Below are 19,633 nucleotides of genomic sequence, written 5' to 3'. Positions count from 1 at the left end.
CGTTATTGTTGTACTAAGTGAGTGGTTTCTAAAATCGTGTACCTTACGCTTGTATTTCAATGTTATGCAGGGCTGTTTTTTTAAAGAATGCCTTGTTTACTCAGTGCCTTATCAATAGCTTGTGCCCACCCTTCAGGGCCATAGGCATCAGTCAGCCAAGCATCATTACGATTAGGGATTTCTAGTGGTGCGTGAACAGGTGAGCGAATCACCACAGCAATGTCTGCTTTACTGAGCATGCCGATATCATTTTCGCCATCCCCAAGCGCCATAGTGGTGACCGCTTCTTTATAATGTGATTGGTAGCGTTCGCTTAGCCATAGCATTGCGCGTGCTTTATCGCAGTTTTTCCCCATCAAATGAGTGAAGCGTCCCCCTTTTTGTACTTGAACCCCTTTTATTTCAAGCTCTTGATTTAATTGGCTCAGAGCGATGGTCGAATCCTGCCATACCATGGGTTCGGTAAACTCTCGTTGCATTGCAAGCTTGGCATTGGCTTCAGACAGTCCGGTTAAATCAACCACGTCCTGCCATTGCATGTCATGAAAACCTTGGAATCGGTAACGCGCTTTGCAATCATCGATTATATCGATCAAGGCTTGACGGTTTGGACCGAAGGATTTTAACCAAAAGTCACCGTGATCTTCTAAGGGATCATCGATGGGCAACCCTAGGTGTTTGGGAAGATAGATAGCCGCCCCATTTTCCACGATAAATGGATCTTGGTGGCCGAGCTTGGTTCGTAGTTGGATTAATTCTGCGTAGGTTTTACTGGTGTTTAAAATACAAGGAATGCTAAGCGTTTTAAGTGCTTGAAAAGCCTGTATAGCAGGTTGGAAACTGTAAGTATGATGGTCAAGTAAGGTGCCATCGAGATCTGAAAATACTAAAAGACGAGTCATTGTTGTAGGACCTATTTAAAGGAGCAAAGGCAAATCTGTGCCCTGCGACGTTAAATGATCTTATACCTCCTAATTAGCTAGGCAACGGATTTTATTTATCGAACGTTGCTATTTCACTCAAACTATTCCAGTGAAAGATGATTCATTGATCTTGCAAATCTGGTGCCAGTCAGTGAAAGTAACCTTTCGTGCGGGGCTGTTGAGTTCCTGTTTAGACACTAACGCGTTAATTGAACAAACATATGACAATGAACTTAAAATTAATATTTTCTACTTTTTTGGCATTGGTGGCTTTTGCTGCTAACTCTGTTTTATGTCGTCTGGCGCTGGTGCAAAATGATTCTGGTGCCTTAATTGATCCAGCGTCTTTTACCCTAGTCAGATTGGTCAGTGGTGCCTTGATGTTATGTGTGTTGTGTCTTTTTTATCGAGATAAGAACAGCACGCCAGCGGTTAAAACTCGATTGCAACAAGCATGGTTGTCTGGCAGTTGGCCCTCGGCTCTGGCGTTGTTCGTTTACGCGCTTGGTTTTTCTTACGCGTACGTTTCATTAGCCACAGGTATTGGTGCCCTTATTTTATTTGGCGCAGTGCAGATTACCTTGATTTTATTGTCTTTTATCAATGGGCATCGGATGAAATGGCTAGAGTGGTTGGGGCTTGCGGTGGCGTTTTCCGGTTTTGTTTATCTAGTATTGCCGACGCTTTCAACGCCGTCTGCTATCGGCTTTGTGCTAATGGCTTTAGCGGGTATCGCATGGGGGATTTATACCTGGCATGGTAAAAAAGTGACCAAGCCATTGTTTGCCACGGCGTCTAACTTTGTGCGTACGCTTCCGTTGCTGTTAATCGTGCTGGTTTGTGTTGGTTTTCAGCTCGACATCACCCTAAAAGGGTTTTGGTTGGCGGTTGCATCTGGTTCGATTATGTCTGGATTGGGTTACGCGATTTGGTATGCGGTGCTGGCACACATGAGTGCGTCTGTGGCGGCGGTATTGCAACTATTAGTACCAATTATTGCGACATTAGGCGGTGTTATTTTCGCTAATGAAAGCGTGACTTTGCACTTGATTCTGGCGTCAGCGGCGGTGTTAGGTGGTGTTTTGATTGTCTTAGTTGGTAAGCGAAAATAATATTTTTCGCACAGAAATGGTGCGTATTTTTGCCTTTGCGCTAATTTGGATGTCTTGTGTGCATCAGAATCGTCTGTTTGATGGGGCGGTATTTTAGTGCTATCTAGATAAGAGTTTTCTGAGTAGGCGTTGAGGTATTTTGCGAATATAAAAAAGGAGAAAAACGAAAGGATCGTTTTTCTCCTTTTTTGATTTCTATAGCAGAGAACTTACTTACTACTGAACTTCGCTAAGCGCTGCATATGCAACAGTGAAAGCACCTTCTTGGAATGCTTTAAGTCCTGTTGATTTAAATGGTACAGGGAAAGGGTTGTCTTTCACTATGTCTTTTACTTTTGCGCCAGTTAGCAACTCAACATCGACGGTGTCGATTAATTGAATGCACGCTTCGATTTTGAAACCGACGGCGCTACCAGCAAATTTGCCTTTAGTAGGGCGTTCACGAATGACGGCTCGTGAGACTTTGTAATCTTCAAACAGTTTCTTCAGCATAAACTGAAATTTTCGCACGCTTTCACTGCTATTTGGATTGCTCAATGTATGACGAATCTGGCGACAATCAGCGATCTGAAAGAGACCTTCTTGTTTCGACAAAAGACAAAGGATGACTTCGCTGCCTTTGATTTCGATACCACAAGTATTCATAACCTGTTCCTGAATAGGGGATTTCTTGAATTATCGCACAGATTAGTGAAACTCGTAGAGTAAATTACGCAGAGAAGAGAGTAAAAAACACTGCTTGGTTAAGAAGATGCAAGTCAGATGTAGGGCAAAATTGAGAAGGTGTGAAATATCGTACTGTTTTACTGCTGATATCTCTTTTTTAATACGAGAATATTGTATTATTTCCGAACATTATTTTGAAAAAAATATAAAAACGATATTTTCTGCTACTAAAGTGCAAAAAATGTGCGTTAACTTTTCAAAGTCTCTTTCATCGTAATAATTAATCAATAGGTTGTAAATTATGATTGCTTCATCGCCAATGGGCATTCCTCGTCCCCAGGTGAAATCACTAGATGACATTCTTCCGCGCGAACCATTATTAATGATGGGCGCTGGGCCAGTGCCAATTCCAGAGTGTGTCGCTAAGGCGAACTCAGTGGTTATTAACCACTTAGGGAGTGTTATGGCGCAGGTAATTCATCAAGTAAAAGCAATGGCGAGGTATGTCTTTCAGACGGAATCAAAATGGGTATTAGGCGTGGCAGGTCCTGCTTCTGCGGCAATGGAAATGGCCGTGTCTAATTTATTAGAGCCCGGTGAAAAAATTCTGTGTATTAACAACGGCTTTTTTAGCCATCGAATGGCAGAAATGGCGACACGTATCGGCGCAGATGTTCATGAACTGCATGTGCCTGTATTAGAAGCCGCTGATCCAGAATTGGTGAGAAAGGCGATTGAAAAAGTACGGCCTAAAGTGTTGAGTTTAGTGCAAGGTGAAACCTCTAATACGGTGTTCAACCACACTCTAGAAACCATTGCAAAAATTGCCAAATCTTATGACTGTTTAGTGATGGTAGATGCGGTTTGTACATTGAGTACTATGCCGTTGAAAATGGACGAGTGGCAAATTGATGTTGTGATTACAGGTGGTCAGAAAGGGTTGTCTTCTATTCCCGGCGTTTCTTTGCTGGCTTTTTCAAATGACGCATGGACCAAAGTAAAATCTCGAACTAAACCGGTTGTGCAATGGTGTTTTGATGCTCAGCTAGCAGAAAACTTTTGGCATAAAGACGGTTATCATTACACGGCGCCTGTATCGGGGATTATGGCTCTACATGAAGCGCTTAAACTGGTGTGCGATGAAACTTTAGAGCAACGGTTTGCTCGTCATTTGCGTTGTTCCAAAGCTTTACAGGCTGGTATTGAAGGGATGGGGTTAGAGCTTTTTATACCATCGTCTTCGCGATTAAATTCAGTTGTTGGTATTAATATTCCCGAAGGGCTGACGGCAGGGGGTATTTGCCGTCATATTTCCGATGCGTATCGAGTTGAAATTGCCGGCTCATTTGGTCAGCCGATTGTGCGCATTGGTCAAATGGGCGAGCAATGCCGTGAACATAACTTGTTCCGTACCTTGCACGCTTTTGGCAGCACCATGCGAGACTTAAATGTGAGAGTTGACCAACCAAATGGTATGGCTGAGATGGAATCCTATCTACAAAGTGTGCCACGCACCTTGTATCACGTAGCATAAAATATCTATCTGGTTACACGCATAACCAGATTGGTCCTGTTTTAATCAAAGGTGCTTCTATGAGGCACTTTTTTTGTCTCCATTTTTATTAGACCGTTACTAGGAAATAGATGGTTTCCCAAGCAGTAGAGGTTTTTCCACCCTAATCCAAAGACTAAAACTGCAATTCTTGATATCGGCACTGCTATCCTTTTTATTGATATCGTGAGGAGAAATTAGTGCGCCTGTAAGATTTTTTTACACATTCTATTGATATAAATCACACATGACAGGATGGTGACAGTTTTGGGATGTATTGTCGGGTGTCTAGTTTGGAGTACGCAAACCTTGATGTTTGAGGCTCAGGCTAAAGCTCGCTAATAAAAAAATAACAAGCAGGAGAAAACCATGCTAACTAAAATGTCCTTAAAGACTGTTCTTCTTTCAAGTGTTGTCGCACTTTCAGCCGTAAGCCAAGCCCAAGCATTTGAGCCTAACCGCAGCGTTGATTGTATTGCTCCTGCAGCACCTGGTGGCGGCTGGGATTTTACTTGTCGTAGTGTCGGTAAAGTACTAGTTGATCAGGATTACATTAAAGGAAACGTCCAAACTATCAATATGGGCGGAGCGGGCGGTGGTGTTGCTTTTGCACATACAGTGAGTAAACGAGCTACCGATGAGAATCTTATTGTTGCAGCGAGTACGGCTACAACAACGCGCCTAGCACAAGGCCAGTTCCCTGGTATGCACACTGACCAAGTTCGTTGGGTTGCTACATTAGGGGCAGATTACGGTGTTATCGCAGTAGGCAAAGATTCTAAATACACATCACTTACACAGATGATGAATGCGCTTAAAAAAGACCCTTCAGCGGTAAAATTTGCTGGTGGTAGTGCCTCTGGTGGTTGGGATCATTTAAAAGTCCTAATGACAGCTAAGGAAGCACACGTTGGTAACCTACCGAAAATCCGTTACCTAGCATTTAGTGGTGGATCTGAAGCTTTGGTACAAGTGGTTGGTGGTCATATTGATGCATTTACTGGTGATATTTCAGAGGTCAAAGGCTTTATGGCGTCTGGTGATTTGCGCGTGTTAGCGGTACTTTCTGAAAAACGTTTACCAGCACCATTCGACAAGATCCCAACGGCACTAGAACAAGGTATTAGCTCTGTTGCACCAAACTGGCGTGGATTTTACGTACCAGGCAATGCAAGTAAAGCATCCTACGATTGGTGGGTAAATACTATGAATGAGTTATACGCAACACCAGAATGGAAAGGTGTTATGGCTAAAAATGGTTTAATGCCATTCCACAAATCAGGCGAAGAGTTAACAAAATTTGTTAACAATCAAACGCTAGATATTAAAATTCTATCTAAAGATATCGGTCTTATTAAGTAAGCCTCGACCGTTAGGGGGAGTTCTATCCCCCTATATTACTTTACGATTATCCCCCTAACGATTTAACTAATTCGGAGCAAAGACATGCGTATTAATGACCGTGTGTTTGGCTTGCTGATGCTGATCCTAGCCGTTGCTTACGGCTGGGGAGCGATGCAATTCCCCATTCCATTTGGCGGACAAGAAAGTGTCGGCCCAGAAACTTTTCCTATTATATTGTCAGTGGTTATGTCCATTAGTGCGATTTACATGATGGTCAAACCGGATCCAGATGAAAAATGGTCACCGGTACCAATGTTAATCGAGTTGATCGTAGTCGCGTTGTCGATTCTTTTGTTCGCTTGGGCGATTGAGCCAATTGGCTTTATCCCAGCGGCGACTTTTGTTGTCTGCTTTTTAAGTTGGAGAATGGGAGCGAACTTTGTTAAGAGTTTGATTACAGGCGTTGTATCGTCGGTAATTATCTTCTTCTTATTTAACAATGTGCTAGAACTTGCACTGCCTTTAGGTCTGTTGGAGCTGTAGTCATGGAAACAATGAGTTTACTGATGAATGGCTTTGCGGTGGCATTGACACCTGAAAGCATCATGTTCGCTGTTATTGGGGCTATTTTAGGTACCCTAATTGGTGCTTTACCTGGCCTTGGTCCTGCTAATGGCGTTGCGATTTTAATACCGCTTGCCTTTAGTCTTGGGTTATCGCCTACGTCTTCGTTGATTTTGCTGACGTCTGTGTATGCCGGAGCCATGTATGGCGGTCGTATTTCTTCTATCCTACTGAACATTCCTGGTGATGAGCCAGCCATGATGACGTGTTTGGATGGTTATCCGATGGCGCTAAAGGGAAAGGCGGCCGAAGCGCTGGCTATTTCCGCTATTGCGTCTTTTATTGGTAGTTTTATCGCGACTATTGGCTTGGTTATCCTTGCTCCGATCCTGTCTAAATTTGCTCTTAAATTTGGTCCTTCTGAATACTTTGCTTTGTTTGTATTAGCCTTTGCGACACTAGGTGGTGTAACGGGTAAGAATCAAGTTAAAACAGTCATGGCCGCAGCGATTGGCTTGATGATTTCTACTGTCGGTATTGATATTTCAACCGGTGTTCAGCGGTATACCTTCAATATGCTTGAGTTGTTTGAAGGGGTGGATTTCATTATTGCGATTGTTGGTTTGTTCGCCATTAGTGAGTTGTTCTTCTTCCTTGAGCGTCATGCGGGAGACGGCCTTAAGCAAGTGGCGATTAATAAGCTTAAGCTAACCGCTCGTGATATTTTGAATGTGTTACCAACCTCAATTCGTGGTGGCATATTAGGTTTTATCGCCGGTGTTTTACCGGGTGCTGGTGCTTCTTTAGGGTCTTTTATCAGCTACTCGTTAGAGAAGAAAATTTCTGATAAAGGCGAATTTGGTAAAGGTGACCCACGTGGTGTCGCGGCGCCAGAGTCTGGTAATAACGGTGCGGCATCGGGTGCGTTAGTTCCTATGTTGACATTAGGCGTACCAGGAAGCGGAACCACAGCGGTGTTATTAGCGATGTTGATCTCGTTAAATATTTCACCGGGTCCTATGTTGTTTACACAAAACCCTGATCTTGTTTGGGGCGTTATTGCCGCGATGTTCGTTGGTAACTTTGTGCTACTTCTATTAAACATTCCGATGGTCGGCATCTTCGTTAAGTTGTTGAGCGTACCGCCTAAATACCTTATGCCAGTGGTGACCTTGATCGCTTCTGTGGGTATTTATTCCGTTAGTCATAGTCCAACCGATTTGTATTTTATGGTGGCATTTGGCGTGCTGGGCTACATTTTACGTAAAGTGGACATTCCATTAGTACCTGTGATCTTAGGGTTGTTGCTTGGGCCAGAAATGGAAAAAAGCTTACGTCATGCCTTGGTTCTTTCCGATGGTGATTGGAGTGTGCTTTTTAACAGTGGATTGAGTATCGGTTTATGGACTGTCGCAATCTTAGGGCTGCTTCTTCCTCTTATCGTGGGTCCTATTGTGCGTTCAAAAATGCGTAAATCAAAAGATTCTGTTCAAGACGATTAACACCTGCAATACTACGCAAAGTGAGTTTAAAAAAGTTCGAGTCGTGTCAACGGCTCGGACTTTTTGTTTGTTAAGCTTTTTTAATTTGCGATGAAATAAACAGCTTTGGTAATCACGTAGTATGCGAATTTTGGTGGTGGAAGATACTCAAGTTTTAGGGCAAGCCATTTGCGAGCGCTTAGCAAGCTTAGGCCATGGCGTCGATTTGATCGGAGACGGCAAGCGAGCCGACGATTTACTTAAATACCAGACATTTGATCTTATTTTACTGGATTTGAATTTACCCGGCTTATCCGGTCTGCAACTGCTTCAAAAGCTCCGTCAACGAGACGATTCAACACCAATCTTGATTCTAACAGCTCGCGACCAAATCGATGATCGAATACGCTTGTTAGACGAAGGTGCAGATGATTACCTCACTAAGCCTTTCGATTTTGGTGAGCTGGAAGCGCGCTGCCGTGCGTTATTGAGGCGTAAGCAAGGGTACGCGACGAACGTTACTGAACATGGAAACATCACCGTAAATCGTGACAGTCGTCAGGTATTTGTCTGTGGTGAATTGACGGCAGTGACCAACCGAGAGTTTCGGTTGTTAGAGATTTTTCTTGGTCATCTAGGCAGAGTATTAAGCAAGGATGAAATTACTGATCACCTGTTTAATTTCGATGAAGCCCCCAGTGCGAACGCCATTGAGTTGTATGTCGGGCGTTTGCGTAAAAAGTTATCGCAAGGTGACCTTGCCATTAGTACCCTAAGAGGAATTGGCTATGTGGCAGAAATCACTACAAAACCAAAGCCCCACTGAAAGGAATCTCAGCGAAGAACGCGAAGCGCTGAAGCGAGCGCCGTCATTGCGTTTTCGCTTTATAGTGGTTGGTAGCTTAGTCATTAGTATTATCGCGGCATTGGCGATTAGCTTTGTGTTTGATTACAGTAATCGTTTGGCTGATTTATCTTACGATCGCTTACTGCGCAGTGCTTTGCTGCAAATGGATGAAAATGTTGGCTTGATCAATAATGAAGTCAGTATTGATATTCCTTGGTCCGCTTTTGCCACACTTGCCCAAGCCAATGACGACAAGGTTTTTTACAAGGTAGAAAGCTCAGATCAGGGCTTTATTACTGGTTATAAAGATTTAGACATTACCCCGCCAGAAGAGCCTATTTACGATAAGGTTCAGTTTTTCAATCGCCAATACTCCGGTGAAAAAGTACGCTTTGCTTTTCTCGAGCGGCACTTAATTGAGCCTGATGCCACTGGGACGGTTCGTATTATTCTAGGGCAAACGCGTTTATCTCGGGAGGAGCTTGCTTCATCAGTGACACAGCGTGCGGTCGATATTGTATTGATAATTGCCTTAGCCGCCATTGCACTCATTGTCATCGGTAGCCACTTAGTGCTTCGTCCTTTACACCGTATTGGGCACGTATTAGAAGAGCGATCTCCCGGTGATCTGACTCCGTTAGACATCAAAACACCCAAAGAAACCCACCATTTGAAAGTGGCAATTAATCATTTTATGTCGCGCCTTCAAGTTAACTTAGAGCAATTAGAGCATTACACCGCCGATGCTGCTCATCAATTACGAACACCACTTGCAGGGCTACGAGCATTAGCAGAAAACGCTCGTGACCAAACGTCGCCAGAACGACAGCATCAGGTATTAGAAGACATTGTTAATCAGTGCGATGCATTGAGCCAAACCGTCACTTTGTTATTGAATCAAGCGGTGGTTTCCCATCGTATGCAAACGCGTCATCGAGAGCCTATCGACCTATTAGTGCCTATTGCGGCATCGTGTCGGGAACAAGCTGTGACTGCACTTCATCAAGGCGTTAGCCTGTCTTTAGACACTGAGTTAAGCAACGCGACTGTGTTAGGTGATGGATTTGCTTTGCAGCAAATGATGCAGAACTTAATTGAAAATGCGGTGCGCTACAGTAACCAAGGAGAGCAGCAAGCGACCGAAGTCGTGGTGACTGTGGCTGAATTTGCCTCCTATTATCGTATCCAAGTTATTGATCATGGTGAAGGTATCCCTGACGATGAGAAAGAGCGAGTGTTCGAGCGCTTTTATCGAGGGCGTTATGACATTGCAGGCAGCGGCGTTGGCTTGGCGATGGTTAAAGATATCGTTGACCATCATACTGCACGTATTCGTATTTTAAATACCGAACCCAAAGGCACGACCTTTCAGATTGATATTGCTAAATTCAAAGTGGGAGTGACCATATGAAGGGATTAATCGTTATTATCTGTGTTGGCTGTTTGTTTTTATCAAATGCGCTAAAAGCAGAACCAGTTTGGTTTGGGAAACCCGATGCAACACGGGTGCTACGTATAAACTCTTCATTGGATTTAGCGTCTTTCTCCCCCTTGTTAGAGCGTTTCGTCACGCTCCATCCTGATGTTCGTGTTTCGTATTTAGATGTAAACACACTTGAATTGTATAAAAAAACGATTCAAGAAAAGGCCAACCCCAGTGCCAGTTTAGTGATTAGCAGTGCGATGGATTTACAGTTTAAATTGGCCAATGATGGTTATGTGCAGACCTATTCGTCCGATGCGACCGCACGTTTACCAAGCGATGCAAAATGGCGTAATCAAGTGTTTGCTTTTTCTCTTGAGCCTGTCGTTATGCTGGTAAATAAAGATAAGTATCCAGGAAAATTACCAGAGGATCGGCAGGATTTGTTGCAGGCCATTCGCCAATACGAAGATAAAATGACCGGTAAAATTGGCACTTATGATATCCGAAATAGTGGTGTTGGCTACTTATTAGCGAGCCAGGATGCGCGTCAAGCGGATGCTACTTGGGGGCGCTTGATTGAAGCTTTCGGCAGTCATAAATTACAAACTTATTGCTGCACCCACGAAATAATAGACGACGTTGCCAGTGGTAAATTAGTACTGGGGTACAACTTATTAGGCTCATACGCTTCACAGCGAGCGCGTACTGATCCTCGTCTTAAAATGATTTTGCCGAAAGATTATACCTTGATGGTAATGCGAGTCGCATTAATCCCTAAAAATGCCCCTAACCTTGAGGATGCGGGGCATTTCTTAGACTTCCTATTGTCGGATGATGTGCAAAAAATCATGCAAAAACAAGCGCTGTTGTTTCCCATTCTCCCCGAAATGACCTCAGTGAAAACGCCTTATATAGTTGAAGCTCCGGGGCCAAAGCGTGTCATTGAGATGGATCAGCAGCTGCTAGTCGGTCGCGATTATGCAAAGCAACGCCGCTTTATTAAAAGTTGGGAAGTCGCTTTAGAAATAAGTGAGAAGTAGCGGTTAAGGAACGTATTTAAATACCTGATGTCTTTATTTTAGCAAGCTAAGTGATTGGCTTATCATTGAAAATGACCAAGCGGAGTAAGTACGTAATGGATAAAATCATGAAACCTTTTTTGGTCATGGCGCTCGTCTTCACAATACACAATGCCTGGGCAGATATTAGTGTCCAAGTCATCGATGAAAATCACCAACCAGTGCCTAATGCTGTTATTACCTTGCCAAATCATGAGCAGAAAACACCAGATAGCATTGCAGTTATGGATCAGGTAAATGTCCAATTTAGCCCTCGAGTACTAGTGATTCAGAAAGGTCAGTCTGTCAGTTTTCCAAATAGCGATGATATTCGCCATAATGTTTATAGTTTTTCGGCGCCAAAAGCGTTTCAAATTAAACTTTATAAAGGCAACTCGACCGCTCCTATCTTATTTGATAAGCCGGGTTTGGTGGTTTTAGGCTGTAATATTCATGATGATATGATTGGTTATATTTATGTGGCCAACCATGAATTTGTGATCAAAACCGATAAAAATGGTAAGGCCACTCTCCCTGCTAATGCAGGAGATCGAATTAATATTTGGGATGAAAATTTATCCTCAACGATTAATTCAACAAAAACCTTGGTTTTGGGTGAAGAGGCGAGCCAAACGATTATGCTAGATTTATTACCTAGCGCGAAACAAGCAGAGCATAAACAAGCCACAAGTTTTGGCAAAAAGTTTTAAAAGGGACTATCTAACGGAAGGGGAAGTCATAACAATCCTAATAACAAAGATGTTATGGCGCTTAGCTGCAAATGGCAAGAATGTCATTTTGCCATTATTGCCGAAATAAAAAAGGATTAGAATGAGAATAACAGGGCTGAAAACGCTGAGTTTATTATGCGTTATGACAAGTGCAACCAGCGTTATGGCAGATGCTGGAAAGTTGTTAGCAACCGCAGGATTATCCCAAATAGAAGGCAGCGGTGGCGGCGGTCTAGTCCCATGGGCGACGTTAGCGGGTTACGATACCCGCGATGAAACATCGGCCTCTGTGTTTATGACTAATGTGGACGTAACCGACTATCGACTTTCTTCAATAGGTATTGCGAGCAGTTTTTATGATCGTGTTGAGCTAAGTTATGCTCAGCAAACATTTCATTTACCCGTTTCTCTAAATAAAGCGTTAGGTGTTGGTGAGATTAAGCAAAATATCTTGGGTGCAAAGGTTCGACTATTCGGTGACCTTGTTTACTCGGATTACCCACAAGTAAGCATTGGGTTGCAGCATAAAAGCTTGGATCAAAACACGGTAGCGTCTTACCTAGGTGCAAAGAAAGACAGTGGCACAGACTTATACTTAGCGGCGACAAAAGTGCACCTTGGCCTTGTTGCTGGGTATGATCTTATTTGGAATCTCACCGCACGTGCAACCAAGGCCAATGAGATGGGCTTGTTGGGCTTCGGCGGAGACGACAACAATCACTACCAAATGGTGATGGAAGGCAGTGTCGGCCTATTGCTCTCGCCAAAATGGGTAGTGGGCATGGAATATCGTCAAAAGCCCAATAACCTTTCTAGAGTCGAAGAAGACGATTGGAAAGATGTATTTGTTAGTTATAATCCGAACAAAAATTTCAACCTTACCGCCGCGTATGTAGACCTTGGAACAGTGGCCACGCAAAAAGATCAAGCAGGTCTTTATCTCTCAATGACGGGGTATTTATGGTGAGTTTTATCAAGGCGTCAGTGCTCATATTTTGTCTTTTTTTAGTTGCTTGTGCGAACCAGAATAAAGCATCTGAAAGTCTCTATGATGACGTTGGCGGACAACCCGTAATGATAAAAATTACGGATAATTTCATTCAGGAAATTAGCTTTAATAGAACTATTTATCAGTATTTTGCCAAAACGAATATAGACAGGTTTCGTGAAAAGTTTATTGAATATCTCTGTGTAAGTACGGGTGGCCCTTGCCAATATACGGGTGACACCATGCTAAAAGTTCACCAAGGACAAAAAATAACCGAAGCGGATTTTAATACCACGGTGGATTTATTAGTTGCTGCAATGAAAGACGCAGGGCTTACCTATCCGCAACAAAATAGAGTATTAGAAGTGCTAGCGAAAACACGTCGTGAGATGCTGTACCAATAAATAAGACAAAGTTACTCATAAAAATTATTACATAAAAAAAGCGACTTAAGGGTCGCTTTTTTTATGTGATAATCGGTTATTTAGTAAGAGCAATAACCGCCTTTGTGGTGTGAACCTGTTCCACCATATGGGTGTTCGCCTTTAGGACAAGCTAAGGTAGAAAAGGAAGCTGTGGTTAGCAGTGCTACCACAAATATAGCTAATAGCTTTCTCATTATTCATCTCTTTAATAAATTAGTGTAAGTGACTAGAGCGTCAGTTTCATCAGTTTATTCTCCAAATTCATAGATGACAAGAGCAACTAATTGACTGTGGTCAGTAAAACTGTTTCTCTATTTTTCTTGCTGCAAAACACGTTGATTTTTTCTTCCCATTCTCGTTTTAGTCCCAGCACAAAGAGGAATTCGACAAAGACAAACAAAGGGCCAATGATGAACCCGGTAATGTTGTGATATCAGTTAAATACATTTCTTATAAAAATAGAAATGATTTTTTGGTATGTCATATATCGACCATAAGGTGCTTTTATGCTTAAGGTCTCGCTAAGCTGACCATTGCCGTGTCGATTTTCTTCGAAAAGGAATAGGATAGAGGGGTTGAGTGGCGCCGAATCTGACGCTGGGCTCAACGGACATTTATTCGGCTAGGCCAGCGGTTAGACAGGCCAATCAATCTACTTTTAAATATTTATATTTCGGAGGACTCTTGATTTCACGGTTGCCAAAATGGATTGAATACGGGGCGTTTATTCTTGCTTTTGTGGCGGGTTTTATTAATGCCATAGGGCTGATTAGTCTTGATCATCAGGCCATCTCTCATCTTTCCGGTACAGTAACGCTGCTCGGTGCAAGTTTCCTTGATGCGCCATTAAGAACCAGTGCAGACCTCACCGGTGTTCTATTGTCTTTCTTGCTCGGCGCCTCGTTATCAGGTGTCTTGCTACACAGTCGTACTTTAAAGCTTGGTCACCACTATGGTTTAGCCTTGATAATCGAAGCTTTATTGATTTTTTGGTCTATTTACCTGTTTTCGAACGGCTCGTATTACGGTTGTTATGCCGCCTCTGCAGCTTGTGGGGTTCAAAACGCTTTGGCCACTAAGTACAGCGGAGCCATTGTACGAACTACTCATATGACGGGTATTTTTACAGATTTAGGCATTATGTTTGGCTCAGCACTTAGAGGTGAGGAGCTTGATAAAAGAAAATTGATTCTTTTCTTGCTGATCATTGCAGGCTTTATCACGGGTGGAACGCTCGGGACTTATTTATTCAGAGTCTATTTGTTTAATGCTTTATACATACCGGCGTTTATTTGTCTTATTTTGTCTTTTGTGTACACCGCTTACTCGAAACGAAAACACTTAGTAACGGCAGAGCGTATTTAAGTATTGCGTTAGATCAGTATTTGGGTGTTATGGGTTTTATTGGGTCAGCTTTTCGGAGTACATTAGTTTTTTCTAATTTATTCTGGAGAGTTTGCTATGAAAAGCTATAAAGAAATCAATAATGATCAAAAAACACTGTCTTCTGAATATCGTAAATCCGCACCAGCGGTGTTAGATGGCTTCATGGAATTACACAAAGCCTCCATGAAAGAGGGAGCGTTATCCAGTAAAGTCAAAGAGCTCATGGCATTAAGTATTGCTATTTCTGCACGCTGTGATGGTTGTATTGGTGCACATGCTAAAGCCTCACTTCGTGCCGGCGCAACAAGAGAGGAAATGATTGAAACGATAGGCGTCGCTATCATGATGGGCGGCGGCCCTTCCATTATTTATGGTACTCAAGCGTTAGGTGCCGTAGACGAATTCTTAGCTGAGAAATAATAACTTCTAACACGATCCACGCTAGTTATTTTTACTTGGAACGTAACCAGATTTTTAAAGTGGTATAGAAGTGGTTTAATATTTGTCTTGGATCATGGGTTCTAATTGGGTTTGATCAAAGAAAGCGATGTTTCCTTTTGGGGAACAGATCTGACGATTGAATGGCAAACTGACGGTACCACCTTGAAGAGTTAAGACGGTTTTATTTGGCGTTACGCAATGGGCGTCATCAAATACATTGCTCGATACCCAGTGTAAGCGCATAGACACTTCTTTATCCGGTTGGATGATAACAGGCAAGAGTACTGGCTCTGAAGGCAGGTCTTTAGGTGTGTTCCGTTTTACGTTAAGAGTAGTGTTATTGGCATCTTTAAACGCTAGTGTGGGTAAGGCTTCAAGCGTGCAGGCCTTCTTGCTGGGATTGCGTAATATCAGTAAGAAACCTTGCTGTGACATGCCATCAAAGGCGCCTTTCTTACTGTCAAAACGAGCCTTTATTTGATCCGCCTGACACTGGGGAACTTGATTTTCCTTTGTGGTCATAGGCACAAAAATTTCCATTGTTAATTTTCTTTCAAACTTTTCTTTTGTTTGAGGATAATAACGGTCCACATAGCATTGCTTCTTATTCGAGTCGCAATAGACACCATTGCTCAGTGTATACTCAGTTAAGCTAACACCAACCCCATCACCAATGACATTCATCAAGGCGTCTTGAGCTTTCTGGCCAAGATACTGTTTGGTCAGCCCCATAGATATTCCTTGTTCATCGACACAATAATTCGATTTTTTATCGCATACGACACCAGAAGCGGGAGAGAATATTGTTGAAGCGAATACGGAGCCCGTGGCACCTAACAATAGCGCCATTATTAACCATTGCATCATTTGAATTACCTTAAATTCTACTGTCATTACTATACTCGAATACCCAACAGGCTTATCGCATAATACGTCATAGGGATACCTTATAGAAAACAAGAATAAGAATCTACAGAGCAGAAATAACCTACCTTTTCTTTCTTAACAAAGAGACAAGGGCCCGCTAGATAGGCGTGGTGAGCTTTTGTATTAAACGACACCAGCCCGAGATGATTTAAGCAAACCTAAGGCAGGTGTTGGCTATGTTAGTCGTCTAAAAGTAATGGTTTTATTCGTTATCTTATTGTACTTTAATTGAAAAACTAGGGAGTGGTGATGTTTGAAGTAGAACGAGACGTGGTAAGAATCGGCATAGCCGCCACGACGAATAAAGCACAAGAAATGGATTTTTTCATCCCTCTTGAATCCCTATCGACAAGTGCATCTTGCGGCATTATTTCAGACAGTCGTCTCGATTTATTGCTGGTCAGTGGTGCCACTCCTCAACAGATTGACATGATAACCACGGCTTGTGGTGCGGTAGGCTGCATAGTGGCATTTGTGGGGAATCCATCAAACGATGACGCGGTTGTTTGGAATGTCATAGAAAATGTAAAAGGCAAATTAGACAGCTATGAAATGCCGAATAACATTGGTATTGCAGACATTAGATTACTGGCGGACGAGGCGGATTACCTTCTCGCTTTTGATGACGAAGCAAGCCTGTTTCAATTTCTAGAAACAACGCCAGCAGAACAGCACTCTGGTGGAATCTACCTAGCAAGTGGTCGTGTTACATTCGAAGCCTTTACTGGCATGAACGAAAGAATAGACGCCCTTATCTCACCGTGTGCGTATTTAGTATCCAGCTTCTACTCAGCAGCAACATCAGAATGCTCAGTAATCATCGGCGTAAGAATAGCGAAATAGTAATGGGTCTTGAAAGGAATTTAACCACGTCTTTCACCTCACCACTCGACCACTACCAGCTCAATCGGCGTTTCTCTTCGAGATTTCCTCCTCAAAAAAAACGCCTACCTCATCGAAAACACCGATTGACCTTACTTGAAGCAACTCTTTTACAAGGATTTATAACCGCGAAACTGAATGGATACGATGGCTTGTACCTTCCCCTTTTTTCTTCCAAGGGGCTAGGATGGGGTGCACTGGAACTAGAACTTGTGGGTTGGAATACCTAAAAAAGAGCGGCCGGTAACTGGAGAATATCTAAAGCCAATCATCGGTTAAAATCGAAATAATCAGTGACGTTATGCACGGCTCAGGGTCGAACCCCTTTTTGCCCTACAGACCTTTTGTAGCCAGAAATACTGCTGCAAAAAGGGCTTTGACCTGACCTCGACCTCACAGCTCAGGGTCGAACTAAGCCTTTCTCGACTAAGGGGCTATTGGTTTTGTGCGTTCCATTCAAACGCTTTGCATTCCTAACCTTTATTCCGCTCTGCTGAGCGTGTAACTTTTTGCTAGCGCCCAAAAAGTAACCAAAAATGCGCTTTAAGATCTTTAGCGTATCGTTTCCGTAGCACAGGAAAGCTTTTGTACGTCGATCATTTAAGGAAGGTGCTTAGCGCCTTTTTAGATGGAGAGACATCATCAAACACGGCCTCAGAAACGTCATCAAGTCGCGCAACTTCGTTGCATCGAATGAAGAACACCAATTGCGAAAACAGCTGACCTCAAAAACCCGAGCCACGAACCAAGGAAGACAGTGAAAAGACGGCTGAATCAAGTTGCTCATGCCCTGCTTGTGGCGAGAGTACTGTGATGTATCTTGGCGATGTATACTGCGAGTAAGGAGATAGGGCGGGTTCGCATCATGCTGCCATGGGACAATGGCAGTTAGCGCAAAGCGAGATCAGAGTATAAAAACAGATCAGGTTATAAGGTTTGAGGTAATCGCTTGCCTATCTGGTCAAATCACGCTACAAAAGGGCACGTAAAGAACCAACATAGCGGCGATCAAAGACGATCTGAAGCGGCATAGTCCAAACAATCTTTGGTATTAAGCGAGTTATTTAACAGGGACGTCCCACCATGAAAAAAGCAAATTCCCTATATAGACCGCAGCCGTTCAACAGTGGGTTATAGCCGCAGCTACGCTGCCGTATAACCCTTAATTGTTATACGTTTAAGCCGTCTGGCATATAGAATAGTTACAAGGATTTTAAATGAGTCAAAGTGTTATTGCTGATAATTGGTCATTACAAAACATTGGTGAGCTGATTAACTCAGGTATTGATGAAAGTAAATCCCACTACATCACTATCGATAAAGAGAAGGATTGTTATTTTTATGAGGCCAGTACGAGTGCCATTATCAATACGGAAGCATTATTTGATTTTATCACTGATATTATCCTTCGAGACCAAATTTTAGTGGAAGAAGATTTCATTCATACGTGGAATCAAAATGGCAACCCTTTTCAAGATGCACTTGCTCAAGGTGTTATTCGACCTTACCCATTTTTGGTTGATTATAAAAAACTTCAAGGTCCTCGTGATGAGTTTATTGACCGCTTGAGTATTACATCAGACCTAAAGAAAGATCATGAAGAAAACCGTGTAGGTTTTCTAAAAAATAAAGTTGCTCCGCATGGCTACCTTTCACAGACACTTTGGGGTGGAGCCGGTATGCTTGCTAGAGGGTTTGTATATGAAAAAGGTTACACACCTCACCCTGTTAGAAAGCGTTTATTTACAGAAGCTGGAATTTTACTTTCTAATGAGGACTCGGTTTTAAAGTTAAATGATTTCGTGTCCGATAAAAGAGCTTCTATTTCTTCGCATCATACTTCTAGCTCAGAGTTATATGCACTAAATGTGAGCATGCTACCTTTGCCCATTCGTGTTATACAAGAATCAAACTCAGCAAAAGATCTGATTACAGTTGCTCTAGAGCTAAGAGGAGAATACCAAGAATTAAGGGGCTGGCTTAATTGTTATCAATTATCCTTAAGTGATGGTAGTTATAAGGATAAAGCTAATTTTTCTAAAATCCTCCATTCTATCTCTCAATATGTCGATTCCACAATGGGGACCGTAGATACCAATGCACCTACGTTTACTGCTGGTATTGGTGTACTTAAGGTTGCAATGAAAGGGCAACCTATAAATACACTTTCCAATCAATTTGGAATTCGTTCTATGGTCAATAAGCTTATCTTGAGCCAAAGTGGGACATCTGATATTAAAAAATATCTAAATTTCTTTGGCCATCGAAATAGTGTTGTTGGTATGAAAGTAATTGAACATTTTTCTCAAAAAAACGTATAACAAGTCAATTAAAAGGACTAAAAACAGCGGGCTATCGCTTCGCGATTTTAGCCCACAATTTTTAGCCTCTTATTTAGGCGTTGAGGCTGTAGAATTTCTCCAAAAAAGAACATTTTTATGTTCTTTTTGATAGTCTATTATCTAATCACTATTATTCTCTACAGTTGAACGTGATGGCGAATTATAAACCTGACTTATCCTGCCAAAGTAAATTCATCCCCGTTGATTTTGCACAACAAATTATCCCCGGTACATTTGAATACGCGCTTTCCCATATTGTCGATAAACATCTTGATTTAACGTCTTTTGATGAATGGTACAACAACGATAATGGTGGCGCTGCGGCTTACCCTCCGTCTGTGATGTTGAAAATTGTCTTGTTTGGTTATTCACGCGGGTTAGTCAGTAGCCGCCGTATTGCAAGAGCATGTGAAACGTGAGCGTCCGGGCATCACCACCTAGGCAAGCTCAAATTATTATCTATTACTTTTTTTCATTTCTGAGTGGCGTAAAACGACAAGTGGATCTAAGGTTATAGATAGACAGAGAGCAAGGGATT

At 42.5% G+C, this 19,633-nt stretch carries 20 protein-coding genes and 1 pseudogene; 17 read left to right on the top strand and 4 right to left on the bottom strand.

Going from position 1 to position 19,633, the window contains the following annotated elements:
• Positions 1-80: 80 nt before the first annotated feature.
• A complete protein-coding gene (locus tag V6259_RS10530) occupies positions 81-902 on the bottom strand; it encodes an HAD-IIB family hydrolase (RefSeq protein ID WP_341584492.1) in 822 nt (273 codons plus the stop codon).
• 248 nt (positions 903-1,150) lie between these two features.
• Here V6259_RS10530 and V6259_RS10525 point away from each other — a divergent pair, with 248 nt between their 5' ends.
• On the top strand, positions 1,151-2,035 hold the full coding sequence (locus tag V6259_RS10525; RefSeq protein WP_341584491.1) for a DMT family transporter: 885 nt from the start codon (positions 1,151-1,153) through the stop codon (positions 2,033-2,035).
• 216 nt (positions 2,036-2,251) lie between these two features.
• Here the strand turns inward: V6259_RS10525 and V6259_RS10520 are convergent, their stop codons facing one another.
• Entirely contained in the window at positions 2,252-2,680 is a 429-nt protein-coding gene (locus V6259_RS10520) for a DUF3010 family protein (RefSeq protein ID WP_341584490.1), read from the bottom strand.
• Between the two features lie 322 nt (positions 2,681-3,002).
• Here V6259_RS10520 and V6259_RS10515 point away from each other — a divergent pair, with 322 nt between their 5' ends.
• The 10 genes from V6259_RS10515 to V6259_RS10470 all read left to right on the top strand — a co-directional run bounded on the left by V6259_RS10515 (position 3,003) and on the right by V6259_RS10470 (position 13,096).
• Positions 3,003-4,235 (top strand): pyridoxal-phosphate-dependent aminotransferase family protein, encoded by a 1,233-nt coding sequence (locus tag V6259_RS10515; RefSeq protein WP_341584489.1) that lies wholly within the window; start codon positions 3,003-3,005, stop codon positions 4,233-4,235.
• Positions 4,236-4,622: 387 nt separating this feature from the next.
• Positions 4,623-5,615: a Bug family tripartite tricarboxylate transporter substrate binding protein gene (locus tag V6259_RS10510; RefSeq protein WP_341584488.1), complete on the top strand. Its 993-nt coding sequence runs from the start codon at positions 4,623-4,625 to the stop codon at positions 5,613-5,615.
• A gap of 84 nt (positions 5,616-5,699) precedes the next feature.
• Positions 5,700-6,140, top strand: coding sequence for a tripartite tricarboxylate transporter TctB family protein (locus V6259_RS10505; protein WP_341584487.1), 441 nt, complete (start codon positions 5,700-5,702; stop codon positions 6,138-6,140).
• A gap of 2 nt (positions 6,141-6,142) precedes the next feature.
• Positions 6,143-7,663: a tripartite tricarboxylate transporter permease gene (locus V6259_RS10500; protein ID WP_341584486.1), complete on the top strand. Its 1,521-nt coding sequence runs from the start codon at positions 6,143-6,145 to the stop codon at positions 7,661-7,663.
• A gap of 121 nt (positions 7,664-7,784) precedes the next feature.
• Positions 7,785-8,468 carry a response regulator transcription factor gene (locus V6259_RS10495; RefSeq protein ID WP_133010578.1) on the top strand — a complete coding sequence of 228 codons (684 nt, stop codon included), beginning with the start codon at positions 7,785-7,787 and terminating at the stop codon, positions 8,466-8,468.
• Complete coding sequence (locus V6259_RS10490) at positions 8,431-9,900, top strand: sensor histidine kinase (protein WP_341584485.1); 1,470 nt, start codon at positions 8,431-8,433, stop codon at positions 9,898-9,900. The genes V6259_RS10495 and V6259_RS10490 overlap by 38 nt, the downstream gene beginning before the upstream one ends.
• Positions 9,897-10,955 (top strand): ABC transporter substrate-binding protein, encoded by a 1,059-nt coding sequence (locus V6259_RS10485; RefSeq protein ID WP_133010580.1) that lies wholly within the window; start codon positions 9,897-9,899, stop codon positions 10,953-10,955. The genes V6259_RS10490 and V6259_RS10485 overlap by 4 nt, the downstream gene beginning before the upstream one ends.
• A 107-nt stretch (positions 10,956-11,062) precedes the next feature.
• Positions 11,063-11,683 (top strand): methylamine utilization protein, encoded by a 621-nt coding sequence (locus V6259_RS10480; protein ID WP_341584484.1) that lies wholly within the window; start codon positions 11,063-11,065, stop codon positions 11,681-11,683.
• A gap of 121 nt (positions 11,684-11,804) precedes the next feature.
• Positions 11,805-12,671: a DUF3034 family protein gene (locus tag V6259_RS10475; protein ID WP_341584483.1), complete on the top strand. Its 867-nt coding sequence runs from the start codon at positions 11,805-11,807 to the stop codon at positions 12,669-12,671.
• On the top strand, positions 12,665-13,096 hold the full coding sequence (locus V6259_RS10470) for a group I truncated hemoglobin (RefSeq protein WP_341584482.1): 432 nt from the start codon (positions 12,665-12,667) through the stop codon (positions 13,094-13,096). Before V6259_RS10475 ends, V6259_RS10470 begins: the two co-directional genes overlap by 7 nt.
• An 80-nt stretch (positions 13,097-13,176) precedes the next feature.
• On the opposite strand, the gene V6259_RS10465 is transcribed toward V6259_RS10470, so the two are convergent.
• Positions 13,177-13,311 carry a hypothetical protein gene (locus tag V6259_RS10465; RefSeq protein WP_276312837.1) on the bottom strand — a complete coding sequence of 45 codons (135 nt, stop codon included), beginning with the start codon at positions 13,309-13,311 and terminating at the stop codon, positions 13,177-13,179.
• 385 nt (positions 13,312-13,696) lie between these two features.
• Between V6259_RS10465 and V6259_RS10460 the strand changes: the two genes are divergently transcribed.
• Positions 13,697-14,482: a YoaK family protein gene (locus tag V6259_RS10460; protein WP_240536928.1), complete on the top strand. Its 786-nt coding sequence runs from the start codon at positions 13,697-13,699 to the stop codon at positions 14,480-14,482.
• Positions 14,483-14,578: 96 nt separating this feature from the next.
• Positions 14,579-14,923, top strand: coding sequence for a carboxymuconolactone decarboxylase family protein (locus tag V6259_RS10455; RefSeq protein ID WP_133010585.1), 345 nt, complete (start codon positions 14,579-14,581; stop codon positions 14,921-14,923).
• A 75-nt stretch (positions 14,924-14,998) separates the two neighbouring features.
• Here the strand turns inward: V6259_RS10455 and V6259_RS10450 are convergent, their stop codons facing one another.
• Positions 14,999-15,838 (bottom strand): YcgJ family protein, encoded by an 840-nt coding sequence (locus V6259_RS10450; RefSeq protein ID WP_341584481.1) that lies wholly within the window; start codon positions 15,836-15,838, stop codon positions 14,999-15,001.
• A gap of 282 nt (positions 15,839-16,120) precedes the next feature.
• Here V6259_RS10450 and V6259_RS10445 point away from each other — a divergent pair, with 282 nt between their 5' ends.
• The 4 genes and pseudogenes from V6259_RS10445 (at position 16,121) to V6259_RS10435 (ending at position 19,514) form a co-directional block, all read left to right on the top strand.
• Positions 16,121-16,714: a hypothetical protein gene (locus tag V6259_RS10445; RefSeq protein WP_341584480.1), complete on the top strand. Its 594-nt coding sequence runs from the start codon at positions 16,121-16,123 to the stop codon at positions 16,712-16,714.
• Between the two features lie 774 nt (positions 16,715-17,488).
• Positions 17,489-17,645, top strand: a pseudogene (locus tag V6259_RS20050) (IS91 family transposase); the annotation flags it as partial.
• A gap of 325 nt (positions 17,646-17,970) precedes the next feature.
• A complete protein-coding gene (locus V6259_RS10440; RefSeq protein WP_341584479.1) occupies positions 17,971-19,074 on the top strand; it encodes a hypothetical protein in 1,104 nt (367 codons plus the stop codon).
• Between the two features lie 173 nt (positions 19,075-19,247).
• The gene (locus V6259_RS10435; RefSeq protein WP_341584478.1) at positions 19,248-19,514 is read left to right on the top strand and encodes a transposase; all 267 of its coding nucleotides are present in this window, start codon (positions 19,248-19,250) and stop codon (positions 19,512-19,514) included.
• The last annotated feature ends 119 nt before the right edge of the window (positions 19,515-19,633 follow it).

The sequence above is a fragment of the Marinomonas sp. TI.3.20 genome (assembly GCF_038155025.1).
In the GTDB taxonomy this organism is placed as follows: domain Bacteria; phylum Pseudomonadota; class Gammaproteobacteria; order Pseudomonadales; family Marinomonadaceae; genus Marinomonas; species Marinomonas flavescens.
Note: the sequence above shows the minus strand (reverse complement) of the source record. Positions and strands in the feature narration are given on the sequence as shown.